The 17694-nt window shown below is 73.3% G+C and carries 17 protein-coding genes and 1 riboswitch; of the genes, 8 read left to right on the top strand and 9 right to left on the bottom strand.

Annotated features, from left to right (window positions below; genetic code table 11):
* Window positions 1-160 precede the first annotated feature (160 nt).
* From ABZX67_RS30430 to thiO, 5 genes are all read right to left on the bottom strand, one after another.
* On the bottom strand, window positions 161-1009 hold the full coding sequence (locus ABZX67_RS30430; RefSeq protein ID WP_355366979.1) for a deoxyribonuclease IV: 849 nt from the start codon (window positions 1007-1009) through the stop codon (window positions 161-163).
* 6 nt (window positions 1010-1015) lie between these two features.
* Window positions 1016-2944 carry a Stk1 family PASTA domain-containing Ser/Thr kinase gene (gene pknB / locus ABZX67_RS30425; protein ID WP_355366976.1) on the bottom strand — a complete coding sequence of 643 codons (1929 nt, stop codon included), beginning with the start codon at window positions 2942-2944 and terminating at the stop codon, window positions 1016-1018.
* A 121-nt stretch (window positions 2945-3065) separates the two neighbouring features.
* Complete coding sequence (locus ABZX67_RS30420) at window positions 3066-3860, bottom strand: thiazole synthase (RefSeq protein ID WP_355366973.1); 795 nt, start codon at window positions 3858-3860, stop codon at window positions 3066-3068.
* A gap of 3 nt (window positions 3861-3863) precedes the next feature.
* Window positions 3864-4064, bottom strand: coding sequence for a sulfur carrier protein ThiS (thiS, locus tag ABZX67_RS30415; RefSeq protein WP_355366970.1), 201 nt, complete (start codon window positions 4062-4064; stop codon window positions 3864-3866).
* Window positions 4061-5305 (bottom strand): glycine oxidase ThiO, encoded by a 1245-nt coding sequence (thiO, locus tag ABZX67_RS30410; protein ID WP_355366967.1) that lies wholly within the window; start codon window positions 5303-5305, stop codon window positions 4061-4063. The genes thiS and thiO overlap by 4 nt, the downstream gene beginning before the upstream one ends.
* Window positions 5303-5415: riboswitch (TPP riboswitch) on the bottom strand. (Overlaps the previous gene by 3 nt.)
* A 112-nt stretch (window positions 5416-5527) precedes the next feature.
* On the opposite strand from thiO, the gene ABZX67_RS30405 reads away from it, so the two are divergent.
* The 5 genes from ABZX67_RS30405 (at window position 5528) to ABZX67_RS30385 (ending at window position 9945) form a co-directional block, all read left to right on the top strand.
* Window positions 5528-6748, top strand: coding sequence for an FAD-dependent oxidoreductase (locus ABZX67_RS30405; protein ID WP_355366964.1), 1221 nt, complete (start codon window positions 5528-5530; stop codon window positions 6746-6748).
* A gap of 97 nt (window positions 6749-6845) precedes the next feature.
* Complete coding sequence (locus ABZX67_RS30400; protein ID WP_355366961.1) at window positions 6846-7211, top strand: Rv2175c family DNA-binding protein; 366 nt, start codon at window positions 6846-6848, stop codon at window positions 7209-7211.
* Window positions 7212-7308: 97 nt separating this feature from the next.
* A complete protein-coding gene (gene thiE / locus ABZX67_RS30395) occupies window positions 7309-7959 on the top strand; it encodes a thiamine phosphate synthase (RefSeq protein WP_355366958.1) in 651 nt (216 codons plus the stop codon).
* 159 nt (window positions 7960-8118) lie between these two features.
* Window positions 8119-9036, top strand: coding sequence for a methylenetetrahydrofolate reductase [NAD(P)H] (metF, locus tag ABZX67_RS30390; RefSeq protein ID WP_355366955.1), 918 nt, complete (start codon window positions 8119-8121; stop codon window positions 9034-9036).
* 51 nt (window positions 9037-9087) lie between these two features.
* A complete protein-coding gene (locus ABZX67_RS30385) occupies window positions 9088-9945 on the top strand; it encodes a hypothetical protein (RefSeq protein ID WP_355366952.1) in 858 nt (285 codons plus the stop codon).
* 42 nt (window positions 9946-9987) lie between these two features.
* Here ABZX67_RS30385 and ABZX67_RS30380 read toward each other — a convergent pair whose 3' ends face one another.
* The 4 genes from ABZX67_RS30380 to ABZX67_RS30365 all read right to left on the bottom strand — a co-directional run bounded on the left by ABZX67_RS30380 (window position 9988) and on the right by ABZX67_RS30365 (window position 15243).
* Entirely contained in the window at window positions 9988-11505 is a 1518-nt protein-coding gene (locus ABZX67_RS30380) for an NAD(P)/FAD-dependent oxidoreductase (RefSeq protein WP_355366949.1), read from the bottom strand.
* Window positions 11506-11853: 348 nt separating this feature from the next.
* Complete coding sequence (locus ABZX67_RS30375) at window positions 11854-12465, bottom strand: TetR/AcrR family transcriptional regulator (RefSeq protein ID WP_355366947.1); 612 nt, start codon at window positions 12463-12465, stop codon at window positions 11854-11856.
* 23 nt (window positions 12466-12488) lie between these two features.
* A complete protein-coding gene (locus ABZX67_RS30370; protein WP_355366945.1) occupies window positions 12489-14576 on the bottom strand; it encodes a YhgE/Pip domain-containing protein in 2088 nt (695 codons plus the stop codon).
* Window positions 14548-15243 carry an ATP-binding cassette domain-containing protein gene (locus tag ABZX67_RS30365; RefSeq protein WP_355367033.1) on the bottom strand — a complete coding sequence of 232 codons (696 nt, stop codon included), beginning with the start codon at window positions 15241-15243 and terminating at the stop codon, window positions 14548-14550. Before ABZX67_RS30365 ends, ABZX67_RS30370 begins: the two co-directional genes overlap by 29 nt.
* Window positions 15244-15594: 351 nt before the next feature.
* Here ABZX67_RS30365 and ABZX67_RS30360 point away from each other — a divergent pair, with 351 nt between their 5' ends.
* The 3 genes from ABZX67_RS30360 to ABZX67_RS30350 all read left to right on the top strand — a co-directional run bounded on the left by ABZX67_RS30360 (window position 15595) and on the right by ABZX67_RS30350 (window position 17569).
* Complete coding sequence (locus tag ABZX67_RS30360; RefSeq protein WP_355366943.1) at window positions 15595-16086, top strand: SAV_6107 family HEPN domain-containing protein; 492 nt, start codon at window positions 15595-15597, stop codon at window positions 16084-16086.
* 65 nt (window positions 16087-16151) lie between these two features.
* Complete coding sequence (locus ABZX67_RS30355; RefSeq protein WP_355366940.1) at window positions 16152-16910, top strand: methyltransferase; 759 nt, start codon at window positions 16152-16154, stop codon at window positions 16908-16910.
* A gap of 266 nt (window positions 16911-17176) precedes the next feature.
* Window positions 17177-17569, top strand: coding sequence for a DUF3040 domain-containing protein (locus ABZX67_RS30350; RefSeq protein ID WP_355366937.1), 393 nt, complete (start codon window positions 17177-17179; stop codon window positions 17567-17569).
* Window positions 17570-17694: the final 125 nt, after the last annotated feature.

Genomic DNA, 17694 nt, shown 5'->3' with positions numbered 1-17694 from the left:
TCGTGGTTCTCGGGCTGCTCGTGGTTCTCGTGGTGCGTGTGCGCGTGTTCGCTGTGCTCCGCGTGGCTGTCGTGCCGCATGAGATCCCCCAACGTCCGGTAGCGGTTCCTGCCGACAGCAAGAACCGTATACCCTAGGGGTATTCCCTCAAGGGGTGATGTCACCGGAGCTTCTTCAGCCGCTCCACATCCGCCGCGTGGCCTTCCTTGCCGCCGGGCGTCTCGATGATCAGGGGCACACCCTCGGTCGCCGGGTGGCGCATCAGCTCACGGAACGGCTCCTCGCCGATGTGGCCGGCGCCGATGTTCGCGTGGCGGTCCTTGTGGGCGCCCACCACGTCCTTGGAGTCGTTGGCGTGGATCAGCTTCAGCCGTCCTTCCCCGACCGTCTCCACCAGCAGGTCCAGCGTCTGCCGCATGCCGTGCTCGCCGGTGAGGTCGTGCCCGGCCGCGAAGATGTGGCAGGTGTCCAGGCAGATGCCCAGCTTGGGGTGGGCGTCGAGCGCCTCGAAGTACGGGCCGAAGTCCCACGTCCGGGAGCAGAGCGAGGCACCTTGCCCGGCCGTCGACTCCAGCAGCAGGAACGGGTCGTCGTCGTGCGTCAGCTCGTCGAGCAGCGGCAGCATGTGCGTGCGCACCTGCGCGAGGGCCTCCTCGCGGGGGCGGCCCCCGGTCGCCGAACCGGTGTGCACCACCACGCCCAGTGCGCCGATCTGCCGGGCGCGGCGCAGCGAGTGGCGCAGCGACGCCACCGAGTACTCGACGGTCGCCTCGGTGTGGGAACCGAAGTTGATCAGATATGGGGCGTGGACGTACGCCGGTATCCCCTCGGCGGCGCACTCGGCGCGGAACAGCTCGTCCTGCGCCGGGTTCCCGGCGGGGGTCGCCCAGCCGCGGGGGTTGGCGACGAAGACCTGGACGGTCTCGGCGCCGAGCTCGCGGGCGTACGACAGGCCGGTCTTGGCGAGGCCGCCGGCCACGGGGACATGGCCGCCGACGGGGTTGCGCATGGGTGCTCAGATTCCCTTGGTCTTGATGGTGATGGTGCTGCCCTCGGGGGCCTCCTCGCCGCCCGGCACCGACTGGCTGCTCACGGTGTCGCTCAGGAAGGGGAAGGCCTTCTCGACCTCCACCTCGAAGCCGGCGGCCTCCAGCTCGCGCCGCGCGTCGTCGACGCTGTCGCCCGTGACGTCGGGCACGGCGATCATGCGGGGGCCCTTGGAGACGGTGAGCGTCACCGTGTCGCCCTTGGCGGCCTGGCGGCCGTCGGCGGGGGACTGGCTGGCGACGGCGCCCGCGTCCTGGGCCGAGTGCACCCGCTCGGGGGCGACCTTCACGGCGAACCCGGCCGCCTCCAGCGTACGGGTGGCGTCCCGGACCGGGTCGCCGGTGACGTCCGGAACGTCGACCGGGGCGCCCCGGCTGACCACGAGGGCGACGGCGGAGTCGGGGTTGCGCTTCGTGCCGGGCGCCGGGTCGGTGCTGATCACCGCGCCCTGCTCGATCTCCCGGCTGAAGGCCTTGGTGACCACGCCGGGCGTGAGACCGGCCTTGGTCAGCTCGCGCTTCGCCTCGGCGAGCGGCTTGCCCTCGAGGTCGGGGACCTTCACGATCTCGGGGCCGCGGGAGATGGTGAGCGTCACGGAGCCGTTGTCACGGATCCGCTCGCCCGGGGCGGGGTCGCTGGCCATGACCGTGCCCCGCTCGTAGGCGCTGCTGTAGGCGCGCTTGACGCCCTGCACGTCGAGACCGGCGTCCGTGAGCCGCTGCTCCGCCTGCGCCTGGGTCTGGCCCAGGAGCGTCGGGACACGGGTGAACTGGCCCGAGTTGATGTACCAGACGCCCGCGCCGACACCCAGGACGAGGAGGACGGCCACGAGGGCGGCGACCATCCCGCGGCGGGGGGCGCGCACCGCCGCCGGCCGCTCGGGCCGCGGGGCCGGCGGCGGCACCTCCAGGCGGCTGGTGTGCTGGACCGGCTCCTGCGGTTCGGGCAGCGGACGCGCGATCACGCTGGTCACGTCCTCCGGACCGCCGTCGCCGCCGTCCCCGGCGCCCGCCGGTGTGTGCGTCTGCGGCGGGTCCAGGTCCAGCTGCTCGTCGCCGAGCGCGGCCCGGGCCTCGCGGGCGTGCGCGAGGAGCGCCACGGCGTCGTACGGGCGGACCTCGGGGTTGCGGGCCGTGGCCAGCGCCACCAGCTCGTCCAGCTCCACCGCGAGCCCCGGCACGGCGGCGGACGGGGCCGGCACGTCGGCGTTCAGGTGCTGGTAGAGGACCTGGGCGGGCGTGTCGCCGGAGTGCGGCTTGGCGCCGGTCAGCATCTCGTACAGGACCACACCGCACGCGTACACATCGGTACGGGTGTCGGCGGCGCCATCCTCGATCTGCTCCGGCGCCAGGTACGACACGGTGCCGAGCACGGACCCGGTGGTGTTGGTGGCGGCGCCGACGGCCCGTACGAGCCCGAAGTCGGCGACCTTGACCCGGCCATCGTCCCCGATCAGGACGTTCTCCGGCTTCATGTCCCGGTGGACGAAGCCCGCCCGGTGCGCGGCGCCCAGCGCGGCCAGCACCGGCTCCAGGATGTCGAGCGCGGCCCGCGGGCGCAGTGCGCCGCGCTCGCGCAGCACGTCGCGGAGGGTGCAGCCCGCGACGTACTCCATGGCGAGGTACACGTAGGCCCCGTCGGCGCCCTGGTCGAAGACCCCCACCACATTCGGGTGCGAGAGCCGCGCCACGGACTTGGCCTCGCGGATGAAGCGCTCGACGAAGGTCGCGTCCGTCGCGAGGGCGGGGTGCATCACCTTGAGCGCGAGCACCCGGTCGAGCCGGGTGTCCAGGGCCCGGTACACCGTGGCCATGCCCCCGACGGCGATGCGCGCCTCGACTCGGTAGCGGCCGTCGAGCAGCTGGCCCACGAGCGGGTCGTGCAGGGTCGTATCCACCCGCCCGAGTCTACGAGCCCGCACCGACACCCCCGCCGCCCCGTACGGACCCCCGGCGCGACTGCAGCCGAGCTGTGACACCGCCGAGGGCCCGCGGGCCCGGCGGTGTCACACGCGCACGTCAGAACGCCGGCCGCTCCGGGTCCAGGACCGCGCGCCCCTCCAGCGGGGACGACGCCTCCGCGAAGTGCCGGCGCGGGATCCTCCCGGCGCGGTACGCGAGGCGGCCCGCCTCGACCGCGTGGCGCATCGCCTCGGCCATCAGCACCGGCTCCTGCGCCCGCGTCACCGCCGAGGCCAGCATCACCGCCGAGCAGCCGAGCTCCATGGCGAGCGCCGCGTCGGATGCCGTACCGGCGCCCGCGTCCAGGATCACCGGCACGCGCGCGTGCTCCACGATCAGCTGGAAGTTGTGCGGGTTGCGGATGCCGAGCCCCGAGCCGATCGGCGAGCCGAGCGGCATGATCGCCGCACAGCCGACGTCCTCCAGCTTGCGCGCGAGCACCGGGTCGTCGTTGGTGTACGGCAGGACCGTGAAGCCGTCGTCGACCAGCGTCTCGGCCGCGTCGAGCAGCTCGACGGGATCGGGCAGCAGCGTCCGCTCGTCGGCCACCACCTCCAGCTTGATCCAGTCCGTGCCGAGCGCCTCCCGCGCGAGTCGGGCCGTCAGGACCGCCTCGCCCGCGGTGAAGCAGCCCGCGGTGTTCGGCAGGACGCGGATGCCCAGCTTGTCGAGGACGGACAGGACCGAGCCCCGGACGGTCGGGTCGAGCCGGCGCATCGCCACGGTCGTCAGCTCGGTGCCGCTGGCGGCGAGGGCGCGTTCCAGTACGTCGAGGCTGGGCGCCCCGCCCGTACCCATGATCAGCCGGGAGTCGAAGGCGGTCCCGGCGATGGTGAGACGGTCGTCCGCCATGGTTCAGCCCCCCTGGACCGCGGTCAGGACCTCGACGCGGTCGCCGTCGCCGAGCAGCGTCCCGGCCCACTGGCTGCGCGGGACGACGGTCTCGTTGACGGCGGCGGCGACACCGGACGGCGCGGTGGTGAGGGTGGCGACCAGCGCGTCGAGCGTGGTCGGGGCGGCGAGCTCGCGGGCCTCGCCGTTCACGGAGACGTTCATGACACTCCAACCGGAGAGACGGAAGAGACGGAAGAGGGGGCGGAAGAGGCAGAGGAGGGGGCCGCGGAGAAGCGGTCCGGGGCGAACGGACGCGCCTGCTCCGGCAGCTCACCGCTCACCAGCACCTCGGCCATCACGTCCCCGGTGACCGGCGTCAGCAGCACCCCGTTGCGGTAGTGCCCGGTCGCCAGGTGCAGCCCCGGCAGGGCGCTCGGGCCCAGCAGCGGCGCGTTGTCGGGCGAGCCCGGGCGCAGCCCCGCGCGGGTCTCGGTCAGCGGCAGCTCGGTGATCCCCGGCACCAGCTCGTGCGCGTCGCGCAGCAGCTCGTAGACCCCGCCCGCGGTGACCGTGGTGTCCCAGCCGAGCTCCTCGCTCGTGGCGCCGACGACCAGCTCGCCGTTCTCACGCGGCACGAGGTAGACATGGCTGCCGCGTACCACCGCCCGCACCGTCCGGGAGAGGAACGGCGCGTACGCGCGCGGCACCGTCAGACGCAGCACCTGCCCCTTGACGGGCCGTACCGGCGGAAGCACATCGTCCGGTACGCCGCCGAGCCGGCCGCTGAGGCTCCCCGCGGCCAGCACCACCTGATCGGCGGCGAGTTCCGTGCCGTCCTTCAAGACCGCCCCGGCGGCCCGCTCCCGCACCACCGTCAGCCGGTCCGCCCAGCCGCGGTGGAAGACCACCCCGGCCCGCTCGCACGCGGCGACCAGGGCCGCCGCGAGCCGCCGCGGATCGACCTGGTGGTCGCCGTCCACCCGCAGCCCGCCGCGTACGCCGGGCGCCAGCATGGGCTCCAGACGGCGGCACTCGCGGCCGTTGAGCCACTCGGAGTCCAGGCCGCAGCGGCTCTGCAGCGCGTGCAGCTCACGCAGATGGGCGCGGTCGTCGGCGTCCAGCGCGACGGCCAGCGTGCCGCACGCGCGGTAGCCGACGTCGAGGCCGCCCGACGCGTCCCGGAGCTCGGCGACGAAGTCCGGGTAGCGGCGCGCCGACGCGAGGTTGAGGGCGAGGAGCGTCTCCTCGCCGTAGTGGAGCTCGGTGACCGCGGCGAGCATGCCCGCCGCGACCTGGGCGGCCCCGCCGCCCGGCTCGGGGTCGACGACGGCGGTGCGCAGCCCCCGCCGCGCCGCCCGCCAGGCCGTGACCAGGCCGATGATCCCGCCCCCGATGACGAGGACATCCGAGACAGCCGAGCCTGTACGTGTCGATCCCGTACGTGTCGATCCACGTGGATGCATGGGCGTCCAGCCCCTCCCTTCGCCGGCATGACCCGGATCAGGTTCGTACGGTCGGAGGCCGTCCAGCCTCCCTCTCAGCCCGGTGCGTCCGGGCTCCCGCGAGTGCTCTACGGCGGCCAGCCTAACCCGACCGCTCAACGGGCAGTAAGGGTGTCTTCACTCTGGCCCGACATCGCGTCACCTACGTATGGTGATCGCGTGAGCGAGCGGATGCATACAGAGATGCATACAGAGCGGCCCGCGGCCGAGCGGCGCGTCGTCATCGTCGGAGCCGGAATAGCCGGTGTACAGACCGCCGTGGCCCTGCGCGAACAGGGCTTCACGGGGCCGGTGCTGCTGATCGGCGCCGAGCCGCACCAGCCGTACGACCGCCCGCCGCTGTCCAAGGCGGTCCTGCTCGGCACGGCGGAGGGCTCCGCCTTCGAGGTCGACTTCGAAGCCCTCTCCATCGACCTGCGCCTGGGCCTGTCCGTGACCGGCGTACGCCCCCTCGCGCACGAGATCGACACGGAGGAGGGACCCGTTCCCTACGACGTGCTGGTCATCGCGACCGGCGCCGTGCCCCTGGCGCTGCCCGGCTCCGAGGGCGTCCCCGGCGTCCATCTGCTGCGCACCCTCGACGACGCCGAGCGGCTGCGCCCCGTCCTCGCCGCGCAGCACGACATCGTGGTCGTCGGCGCCGGCTGGATCGGTGCCGAGTTCACCACGGCCGCCCTCGAGGCGGGCTGCGCGGTGACGGTCGTGGAGGCCGCGGAACGGCCGCTGGCGGGCGCCCTGCCGGCCGAGGTCGCCGCTCCGATGGCCGACTGGTACGAGGAGGCCGGCGCCAAACTCCTGACCGACGCGCGCGTGGGGCACGTCGAACCGGGCGAGGTGGCCCTGGAGGACGGCCGGATCCTGCCCGCCGGGGCGGTGGTCGTCGGCATCGGCGCCCGGCCCGCCACCGACTGGCTGACCGGCTCCGGCATCGCCCTCGGCACCGCCGGCGCCGTCCTCGCGGACGACCACCTGCGCACCTCCGTGCCCGATGTGTACGCCGTCGGCGACTGCGCCTCCTTCCCCTCCGCCCGCTACGGCGAGCGGCTGCTGGTCCACCACTGGGACAACGCCCTCCAGGGGCCGCGCACGGTCGCGGCCGGGATCGTGGGCGAGGCGCCGCACCCGTACGACCCGGTGCCGTACTTCTGGTCCGAGCAGTTCGGCCGCTTCGTGCAGTACGCGGGCCACCACGGGGCCGCTGACGCGATGGTGTGGCGCGGCGATCCGGCCGGTGCCTCCTGGTCCGTCGCGTGGCTGCGGGAGAACGTCCTGGTCGCCCTGCTGGCGGTCGGCCGCCCCCGGGACCTGGCGCAGGGCCGCAAGCTGATCGAAGCGGGCACACCGCTCGACGCGGAACAGGTCGCCGACCCGTCCGTACCCCTGAAGGCCGCGGCTCTGGCGTAGGACGTGTCTCGCTGTTTCCGTGGCTCCGTGGCGCTTGCGACGCGCCCTCGGCCCAGCCCGGGTACCGCGTGTCAGTCCGGGATGGCACGCTTGTCCCGTGACCGAGATTGACGCAAAGATCGATGCTCTCGTCCCCGCCTGGCTCCACCTGCCCGACATCGCGGAAATGCTGGATGTCGAGGTGACGCGCGTGCGGCAGCTGGTCAAGGAGGGCCAGCTGATCGCCGTGCGCCGCGGTGAGAACCGGACGCTGCAGGTCCCTGCCGCCTTCATCAAGGACGGCAAGGTCCTCAAGGGCCTCTCCGGGACCCTGACGCTGCTGCGGGACGACGGCTTCACCGACGAAGAGATGCTGGAGTGGCTCTTCACCCCCGACCCGTCCCTGCCGGGCACGCCCGCGCAGGCGCTCAGCGAGAATCGCGGCACGGAGGTGAAGCGCCGAGCCCAGGCGCTCGCCGTCTGACGAACCGAACGAACACCGACACCAGGTGGTGTACGGGCCGGCCCGCGCTCGCGCGCGGCCGGTCCGTACACCACCGCACCAACGGGGGGAACCTCTGATGGCCACCGCACGCGCGCTCCTGTCCGACGCCCGGCTGTACCTGTGCACGGACGCCCGGAAGCGCCAGGGGGACCTGCCCGAGTTCCTCGACGCCGTGCTCGCCTCCGGTGTGGACATCGTCCAGCTGCGCGACAAGGGCATGGAGGCCGGCGAGGAGCTGGAGCACCTGGAGGTGTTCGCGGACGCCTGCCGCCGCCACGGCAAGCTGCTCGCGGTGAACGACCGGGCCGACGTGGCGCACGCCATCGGCTCCGACGTGCTGCACCTGGGCCAGGGCGACCTGCCGGTCCCGGCCGCGCGAGCGATCCTCGGTGGCGAGGTGCTGATAGGCCGCTCCACGCACGGCGAGGCGGAGGTCGACGCGGCGGTCGCCGAGCCCGGCGTCGACTACTTCTGCACCGGGCCGTGCTGGCCGACGCCCACCAAGCCCGGGCGGTACGCGCCGGGGCTGGACCTCGTCCGGTACGCCGCGTCGCTGGACCAGCGGCGGCCCTGGTTCGCGATCGGGGGCATCGACGCGGACAACCTGGACCAGGTCCTGGACGCCGGTGCGCGCAGGATCGTCGTCGTACGGGCGATCACCGAGGCCGACGACCCGGCGGCCGCGGTGGCGTCGCTGGCCAAGCGGGTGCGCGAGCGGGCCGCCTGAGCCGGTCGTCCGAGCAGACCGTCCGAGCGGAGACCGCCGAGGGGTCGTCCGAGGGGGCGTGGGCCCCGATGTGTCCGATGGGTGGACAACAACCCGGCAAAACGGACGAATTCACCTGCTCCGGTTGGGTGACGGACCCGCCGTCGTTAACCTGCCCGTATGGCCCTTGGCACACCCTCAACCAGGACAGATCGCGCCCACACCGTGCGCGATCTGCTCGCGACCGGCAAGACGACGTACTCCTTCGAGTTCTGGGCGCCCAAGACCGAGAAGGGCGAGCGGAACCTCTGGAACGCGCTGCGCCGGGTCGAGGCGGTGGCGCCGAGCTTCGTCTCCGTGACCTACGGAGCCGGCGGCTCCACCCGTGCCGGGACCGTCAAGGCCACCGAGCAGATCGCCGCCGACACCACCCTCACGCCCGTCGCGCACCTCACCGCGGTCGACCACACCATCGCCGAGCTGCGCAACATGATCGGCCAGTACGCCGACGCCGACATCCGCAACATCCTCGCCGTCCGGGGCGACCCGCCCGGCGACCCGATGGGCGAGTGGGTCCCGCACCCGCAGGGCGTCAGGTACGCCGCCGACCTCGTCCGGCTGATCAAGGAGTCCGGCGACTTCTGCGTGGGCGTCGCCGCCTTCCCGGAGATGCACCCCCGCTCCACCGACTGGGACACGGACATCCGCCACTTCGTGGACAAGTGCCGGGCGGGCGCCGACTACGCCATCACCCAGATGTTCTTCGACCCGGAGGACTACCTGCGGCTCCGCGACCGGGTCACGGCCAAGGGCTGCGAGACGCCGATCATCCCGGAGATCATGCCGGTGACGAACGTCAAGCAGATCGAGCGATTCGCCCGGCTGAGCAATGCGCACTTCCCGCCCGCCCTGAAAGAGCGCATCCTCGCCGTCAAGGACGATCCGGCCGCTGTACGCTCCATTGGCATCGAGTTCGCAACGGAGTTCGGCGCTCGTCTGCTGTCCGAGGGCGTCCCCGGGCTGCACTTCATCACGCTGAACAACTCCACCGCGACGCTCGAGATCTACGAAAATCTCGGACTGCACACGCAGTCCTGACCGGCCGTACCCGCCACGTCCCGGGGCGGCGGCCGTACGAGAGGGGCGGGCATGGGCTGGACGGTCCTCTACATCGCGTTCGGAATCGTCGCGCTGTGGCTGCTCGGTGAAGTGCTCCTGCAGTACAAGGCCCGGCTGCGGTGGCGCCTGCTCGCCTTCGCCGGCTTCCTGGGCGTGGTGCTGGGCGTCCTGCTGCCCTCCGTCGCGGTGATCATCGGTGGCGCGCTCGCGTTCGCCGTCGGCCAGACGTACGTCACGCTCTCCTTCCGGCGCGGCTTCTCCACGGGCTGGGCGCTCGGCGGCCGCCCCGGCGCGAGCCGCCGTCGCCGGGGCGGGGGGAGCACCGCCGCGCCCACGCTGGAGGTCACGGACCTGGCGTACGACACGCCCGAACCGGCGCCCGAGGCCGGGCCCGCCGAGACCACGGCCGTCTACGAGCCGCAGCCGCTCCCGGACGAGACCGGGCAGTACGGCGTCTACACGGGCCCCACCGGCTACGGCGGCGACCGGGCCGACGACCCGGGCGGTGCCGCCGACCGGGCCGCCGCGTACGACACCGGCTTCGGGAGCCCCTCCCCGGCCGGCTACGACCAGCAGGACGCCTACACGTACACCGCGTCCTACGACTACGGCACCGGCCAGCAGCAGTACGCCACCTACTCGGACCCGTACATCGGCCCCAGCGCGGCCGGCCCGGCACCCGGCGCCCAGCCGTACGGCATGTACGACGGCTACGGCGGCCAGCAGCCCTACGGCGACCCCTACGCCGGGCAGTTCGGCGGCGACACGCCCCCCGGCGGTGTGTGGGTGCCGCAGCAGCGCGACGCGGAGGGGCAGTACCCCCCGCCGCCGCCCGGGCAGCCGTCCCCGTACGGCTACGACCCGAACGACCCGCAGTACCGCTACTGAGGCACCGGGGTACTGCCCCGGGGCGCCGCCACCGGCGCCCCGCTACTGGGAGCCGCGGAAGGCGGCGCCCTCCACGATCAGCCCCGCCACCAGGGCGCCCGACATCCCGGCGTGCGCCAGCCCGCCGCCCGGGTGCGCCCAGCCGCCGGCGAAGTGGAGCCCCGGCAGCGGCGCCGGATTGGCCGCCGGGAGCAGCGCGCCGCCCGCCCCCGCCAGCGCCGGGCCCGGCACCTGGTACGTGCCCGTCTCCCGGAAGGTGTCCGCCGGGGTGCGCACCTCCCGCCACAGCAGCCGCTCCCGCAGCCCCGGTACGGCCGCCTCCGCGGCCTCCAGCATCCGGTCGGCGAAGGCGCTCACCCCCGCGTCCGCCCCGCCCTCGCCCCACAGGTTCTCCGACGCCCAGGCGCCGCCCGCGGGGACGGTCGCGGTGACCGTGATCGCCTCATGGTCGCCGTCCGGACGCAGCCGCTCGTCGTCGGGGCGCAGCACCGTCACCGTCGGCCGGTCGCAGAGCCGGCCGTGCGCGAGGCCGTCCAGCTCGTCCGCGCGGTCGGTGGAGTGCACCACCGTCCGGTGCACCGCGTCGGCGGGCCGCGCGCCGCGCAGGGCGAGGCACAGGGTCACCCGCCCGGTGTGTATCGCCTCTTGGTGGCGGGGCCACTCGTCCTGGCTCTCCCACTCCAGCACCTGGTCCCGGTAGAGCGCGGGTATGGGCGCGCCCGCCACCACCTGGTCCGCGTCCACCAGGGTCCCGTCGGCCAGCTCCAGGCCCGCGGCGCGCCCGTCCTTCGCCACCACCCGCGTCACCTCGGCGCCGAAGACGAACGCGACCTTCCGGGCCCGGCAGCGCTCGTACACGGCGTCGGCCAGCGCCCGGACGCCGCCCGTCACGTACCAGCTGCCGAAGGTCTGCTCCATGTAGGGCAGCACGGCGGCGGAGGCGGGGGCGGTGGCCGGATCGAAGCCGTACGCGAGCGCGTAGCTCTCCAGCAGCGCCGCCAGCCGGGGGTCGCGCAGCTCCCGGCGGCCCACCTCGGCGAGCGTCGTCGCCTTACGGCGCAACAGGCCGGTCTTCAGCGCCGGGTACGGGTCGCGGCGCAGCGGCGACACGTCGGCCGGCAGCGGCTCCTCCAGCAGCGGGCGGCGCGAGCGGTCCCAGGCGTCCCGCGCGCGGGTGAGGAAGTCGCCCCACCGCTCGCCCGCCCCCGCGCCGAGCGCCTCGTCGAGCGCCGAGACGACACCCGCGCGGGACGCGTTCGGCAGGGAGACCGCCGTGCCGTCGGCGAAGACATGCCGGACGGCCGGGTCCACCTGGGCCATCTCGACGCACCGCTCCAGCGGCTCCTTGCCGGTCTTGACGAACAGGTCCCGGTACACCGCGGGCAGGTGCAGCAGACCGGGGCCGGTGTCGAAGGCGAAGCCGTCGCGCTCGAACCTGCCCACCGCGCCGCCGTAGGTCGCCGCCCGCTCGTACACCGTCACCCGGTGGCCCGCCACAGCCAGCCGGGCCGCCGCCGCCATGGCGCCCATCCCGGCGCCGATCACCGCAATCCGTGCCATGTCAGGGACCATATCCGGCCCCACTGACAGCGCCGCGTCTGGGCATGAACGCGGAGGTCTGAGTACTCGTACCTAGGCGGCGAGATGAGTAGGGACGCGGATGGGCCCCGGCCCGCCGGGACGGAAGAGTGGGGACCACGGAAGGGGCGCGGGTCCGGCACCGCCGACACGGGGCGGCGGAACGGCACCCGCGCACCTGACGGAACGGGGAAGCGGGGGAACGCACGGGGAAACGGGGGACACGGGGGAGGGAACGGGGGGACACGGGGGAACGGGGGAAACGCCGGTTCGGGCGGGCTCGGGGGGATCGAGCCCATCCGGACCGGCTATCCGCGTCCTGTCCCCGTCCTATCCGCGTCCGCTCACGCGCCCGTGCAGCAGCCGGGACAGCGCCGCGTGGACGTCGTCGATGGAGCGCTCGCTCTGGAACGCCCGCCAGTCCAGCGCCGCCACCAGCACCATCCCGACCAGCGCGGCCGCCGTCAACGAGACGTCGATCTCCTCGCTCAGCTCACCGGCCGCCACGGCCTCCCGCAGCACCCCCTCGACGACGGCCACCGCCTCCTGGCGTACCACCAGGAGGGTGGACTGCCAGGCCCGGTTGGTGCGCCACAGCTCGGCCACGTACAGCTGGGTGAAGGACGGGTAGCGGTCGATGAAGACCAGACCCGCGCGGATCATCGCGTCCAGCGCCTCGACCCGCGTCCCGCCGCGGGCCGCCGTCTCGTCGGCGGCGGCCCGCAGCGAGGCCGTGAGCAGGCCGACCCCGTGCCGCAGCAGCTCCTCGAAGAGCTCCGTCTTGCTCTTGAAGTTGTAGTAGACGGTGCCCTTGGCCACCCCGGCCCGTTCCGCGATCTCGTCCACCGTCGTCGCCGAGAACCCCTGCTCGGCGATGAGGGTCACGGCGGCCTCGTACAGCTTCGTACGCGTGGCCTGCCGTCTGCTGCTCTGGGTGTCCATGGCGTCGATTCTCACAGGACCGGTCACAGGGTCAGCTCCGGGTGGAGCCGGTCCAGGCTCCACACCTGCTTGCGACGGGCGGAGACGGCCGTCAGCGCCAGCGCGCCCAGGGTGAAGGCCGCCAGGACCGCGCAGGCCTGCCAGACCGGGCCCAGGCCGCCGCCCGTGATGAGCCGGCGCAGCGCCTCGACGACGTAACTCATCGGCAGGAAGGGGTGGATCGCGTTGAAGAAGCCCGGGCTGGTCTGAACGGGGTACGTGCCCCCGGCCGAGGTCAGCTGGAGCATCAGCAGCGCCAGCACCAGGATCCGGCCGGCCGCGCCGAAGCGGGCGTTCAGCCACTGGATGATCGCCGCGAAGCAGCAGGTGACCAGGGCCAGGAAGGCCACCGTCAGCGCGGCGTGGGCCATCTTCAGCCCCAGCCCCCAGTGGAGTACGGACATCAGGGCGGCCACCTGGAGGAGGCCGATGGCGGCGACCGGCAGCCAGCCGGCCAGCGCGATCCGCCAGGCGGAGGCACCGGCGGCGAGCGCGCGCCGGTTGAGCGGCTGGATCAGCATGTACGCCACCATGGCGCCCACCCAGAGGGAGAGCGGGATGAAGTACGGGGCGAAGCCGGTGCCGTAGTTGTCCGCCTTGTGCAGCGACTGGGCGGCGAGCTTGACCGGGTCGGCCATCACCTCGGTGCGGCGGTCCCGGTCCTCCTTGTCGTAGTCCGGGATCTTGTCGACGCCGTCGTTGAGGCCGGCGGCGAGCTCGGTGGAGCCGTCGGCGAGCTTGAACAGACCGCCGCTGAGCTCCCCGGCGCCCTTCTTGAGCTTGCCGACGCCCGTGTCGAGATCGCTGGAGCCCGTCTTGGCGCTCGTCACACCGGAGTGCACCTTGTCGGCGCCCTCGGCGACCGCGTGGGCGCCCCTGTTGAGCTCGTTGATCTTCTTGACGGCGTCCGCCAGGTCGCTGTCCAGGTTCGGCGCCCGCTTGGCGAGGGCGTCGGCCTTCTTCTGGAGGTCGACCAGCTGCGCGTCCAGCTTCTTCAGGTCGCCGTTGCCGTCCTTCGACAGCTCGTGCAGGTCGTCGGCGATCTTCGCCACATCGGCGGCGGAGACCTTCGCGCGCTCCATGGCCGGGCACAGCTGGGCGTCGGGGAGCGGCGCGTCCTCGCAGCGCTCCTTGTGGATGGCCGCCAGCTCGTCGGCCGCCTTGTGGGCGCCCTCGCGCGCGGTGGGGCCGGTCTTCACGATGAGGTCGAGGTTGTGGCGCATGGCCTGCGACAGGTCCGAGACCAGCCGGGCCGAGTCGCCGATCTTCTTGCCGTTGTCCTTCAGGTACGGGCGGACGTCGGCGGCCACGCCGTTGACCTTGTCGGCCAGCTGCTGGGTGCCCTGCGCGACCTCCCGGGCGCCGTTCTCCACCCGGCCCGCGCCCTTGTCGAGCTCCTTCAGGCCGCCGGCCAGCTTGCCGCTGCCCTCCTTGGCGTCCGTCAGCCCCTTGGACAGGTCCTCGGAGCCCTTCTTCGCCTTGCCGACGCCGTCCTTCACCTGGTCGGCGCCCTCGGCGGCCTTCTCCGTCGCGTCGTGGATGTCCGAGAAGGAGATGAAGATCTTGTCCAGGAAGGAACGGGACGACTTCGTCGAGGCGGCGGTGCGCACCTCGGAGAACACCGTCCGCGAGATCTGCCCGACGATGTAGTTGTTGGCGTCGTTCGTACGCACCTGAAGGGCGCCCGTTTCCGGCGAGTCGCCGGAGCTGGAGGCGATCCGCTCGCTGAAGTCCCGGGGCATGGTCAGGGACAGGTAGTACGTGCCCTCCTCCACGCCCTCGCGCGCCTCGGCGTCGCTCACCTCGTGCCAGTCGAAGACCTTGCTGTCGCGCAGGTTCTTGGTGATCTCGTCGCCGGCGTTGAGCTTCTTGCCGTCGGCGGTGGCGCCCTTGTCCTCGTTGACGAGCGCCACGGGGATCTTGTCGAGCCTGCCGTACGGGTCCCAGAAGGACCACAGGTACAGCGCGCCGTACAGCAGGGGCAGCAGCAGGATCGCGACGAGCGCGGCGCGCGGCAGCTTGCCCCTGCCGAACCGCTTCAGCTCAAGCGCGGCCAGTTTCGGCGAGCGCATCGGCCGCCCCCTCCTCGGTCTCGGTGGTGCGGATGGTGATCGTGTTCCCGGGCGCCTCGCTGCACACGGCGAGCACGGTGGTGCCGCCGGCGGCTATCGACCGCAGCATCGACCAGGCCTCGGCGCGGTCTGCGTCGGAGAGCTTGAGGTCGGTGTCGTCGACGGCGAGCAGGCGCGGCTCGCCGATGAGGGCGAGGGCGACGGACAGGCGCAGGGCCTCCAGCCGCTCCAGATCCCGTATGGAGGTGCGCTCGCCCTTGGGCAGCGCGGCCGTGTCCAGTCCGGCGGCCTTCAGGGCCGCCTCGATCCGGGCGCGGGAGGCGGCGGCGCGCTCGGCGGGCCGGCGCAGCAGGGCGCGCGGCGAGGCGTCGAAGCGGCGCTGGAGCAGGGCGCGCTCGTGCAGGTGCTCGGCGACGGTGAACGCCGGGTCGAGGTCGCTGACGCCCGGGACGTGCCCGAGCGCGCTGACGCGGCGGACGGCGGCCATCTTGCGGGGCAGGGGCAGGCCGCCGACCTCGGCGTGGCCCTCGGTGGGGCGCATGCGGCCCGTGAGGGCCAGCAGCAGGCAGGTGCGGCCGGAGCCGGAGGGCCCCTCGATGGTGACGAGCGCGCCGGGCTCGGCCTTCACGGACACCCCCCGGAAGACCCACCCCCGGGGGCCCTTCATCCCCAGGCCGTCGACGAGGAGAGCCGCTCCGCGCGCGGGGTCGGGGGCCTCGGCGGGCTCGGCGGGCTCGGCAGGCTCGGCGGCCTTTTCCTCGGCCGCCTCCTTGGCCTCGTCCCCGGCCGCTTCCTTGGCCTTGTCCTCGGCCTCGTCCTTGGTGTCCCGGTCGTCGACGTGGTCGTCGTCGTTGTCCACGCAGCCTCCCCCAGAGTTTTTGAACTGACCAGTCAGTGCAAAAACTACTCCGAACGTGCAGCGCGAGGCAAAATCCCGGGTCAGCGCGATTGTCAGTGGTGGCCTGCACGATGGACACATACGGCCACAGCGCCGTCACACGACGACAGGAGGTTCGTCATGCCCGGCAGGTCCCACGCGGCAGCGCGCGACGTCCACCCCGTGCCGCGGCGCTCCTCCGCACCGCCCGCCGCCCTCGACCTGCTCGCCAAGGCCCGTGCCGGACTCGACGAGGCGAGCGCCCTCGACATCCCCAACGAGCGGTACGCCACGGCCCACCTCGCCGCCCTGCGCACCGCCGCCGCGGTCCTCGCCGCGCGCGGGCGGCCCGAGTCCACCCCGCGCAAGCGGCAGCAGATCCGCAGCGCCTGGGACGTGCTGCCCGAAATCGCGCCCGAGCTGGCCGAGTGGAGCGCCCTGTTCGCCGCCGGAGCCGCCCGCCGGGCGCGCGCCGAAGCGGGGATACCGGGCGCGGCCGCCGCCCGGGACGCCGACGACCTGATCCGCGACGTCGCCGTGTTCATACGCCTGGTGGAGCGCCTGCTCGTGCTCCCGCCCGCCCTGCCGCGCCCGCGGGCGGGCGAGCCGGGGGAGGAGGATGCCCGGGGGTGACCGGAGACGGTACGTGAGGCCATAGGGTGGGATGCGTTCGCAACCCTCCCGAGGAGTCAACTGCCGTGTCGGACCCGCAGCGCCCCCGCGCCTCCCTTCGTACCGCCGTGGTGTGGGACGTTCTCGAGGACGCCCTTGACCGCAGGGTCAAGGCGGCCGGGAAAGACAGCCTGGACGTCCTCGACACCGGTGGCGGCAGCGGCAACTTCGCCGTGCCCGTCGCCCGCCTCGGCCACCGCGTCACCGTCGTCGACCCCAGCCCCAACGCCCTGTTCGCGCTGGAGCGCCGCGCCGCCGAGGCCGGGGTCGCCGACCGGGTCAAGGGTGTCCAGGGCGACATCCACGGCCTGTTCGACGTCGTCCAGCGCGGCGGCTACGACGCCGTGCTGTGCCACGGCGTCCTGGAGTACGTCGACGATCCGGCGGAGGGCGTGCGCCACGTGGTCGAGGCCCTGCGTCCGGGCGGTGCGCTGAGCCTCCTCGCCGCCGGCCTCGGCGGCGCCGTCCTGGCCCGCGCGCTCGCCGGCCACTTCACCGAGGCCCGCCACGCGCTGACCGACCCGGCCGGCCGCTGGGGCGAGGGCGACCCGGTGCCCCGCCGCTTCACCGTCGACCAGCTCACCGAGGCCGTCGAGGCCTCCGGCGTGGAGGTCGGCGCCGTACACGGCGTGCGGGTCTTCGCCGATCTGGTCCCCGGCGTGCTCGTGGACACCGAGCCCGGCGCCCTGGAGGCGCTGCTCCGGCTGGAGGCGGCCGCCGCCGAACTGCCCGCCTTCCAGTCGGTCGCCACCCAGCTGCACGTGCTGGGTGAAAAGCGCGGTTGACGCCGGCAGCGGGCTGATCAGCGCAGCAGCGGCGGACGGAGTACGTCACAGGCCCCCCGATCGCCGCCGGATCCCCGTATGATCGAGGGACACCATCCGGCATGACGGTTCGGCGGACGGGGAATCAACGCCTCACCAGCCGAACCGGCATGGCGGCCCGATCGGTGATTTGGGATTGAGGGCGGGTTTCACGGGGGCGATTCCCTGCCTATCCTGAAAGGGCCGCATACCGGTCGCCCCCCGCGACCGACGACGAGGAGGACTCCGTGCCGCTCTCGGAGCACGAGCAGCGAATGCTCGAGCAGATGGAGCGAGCGCTGTACGCCGAAGATCCCAAGTTCGCGACAGCGCTCGAGGGAAGCGGGCTGCGTACGTACACCCGGCGACGGGTCTACCAGGCGGTCGCCGGCTTCCTGGTGGGTATCGCGCTCCTCATGGCCGGAATGGTCGCCCAGCAGATCTGGATCAGCGTGGTGGGTTTTCTCGTCATGCTGGGCTGTGCGGTCCTGGCGGTCACCGGTTGGCGCAAGGCGCCCAAGCCCGGCGAGCAGCAGTCACCAGGAAGCGCGGCCCCAGGCCGGCAGCCCCGGCAGCGCCGCTCGGTGATGGACCGGATCGAAGAGCGGTGGCAGCGCCGCCGCGACGAGCAGGGCCACTGAGCGCGCAGCAGACACAACTCGTCCCACACACTGCTTCCACGGGTGAGGGGTGACCGCTTCCCAGCGGCGCCGTTGCCCAGCTCCTGGACGATCGGCGTGTGCCCGGAGACCTCCGCGGTGGCGTC

The organism is Streptomyces sp. NPDC003036, from assembly GCF_040611175.1.
Taxonomy (GTDB): domain Bacteria; phylum Actinomycetota; class Actinomycetes; order Streptomycetales; family Streptomycetaceae; genus Streptomyces.
The sequence above is the reverse complement of the archived record's forward strand: the minus strand, read 5'-3'. Positions and strand labels throughout refer to the sequence as shown.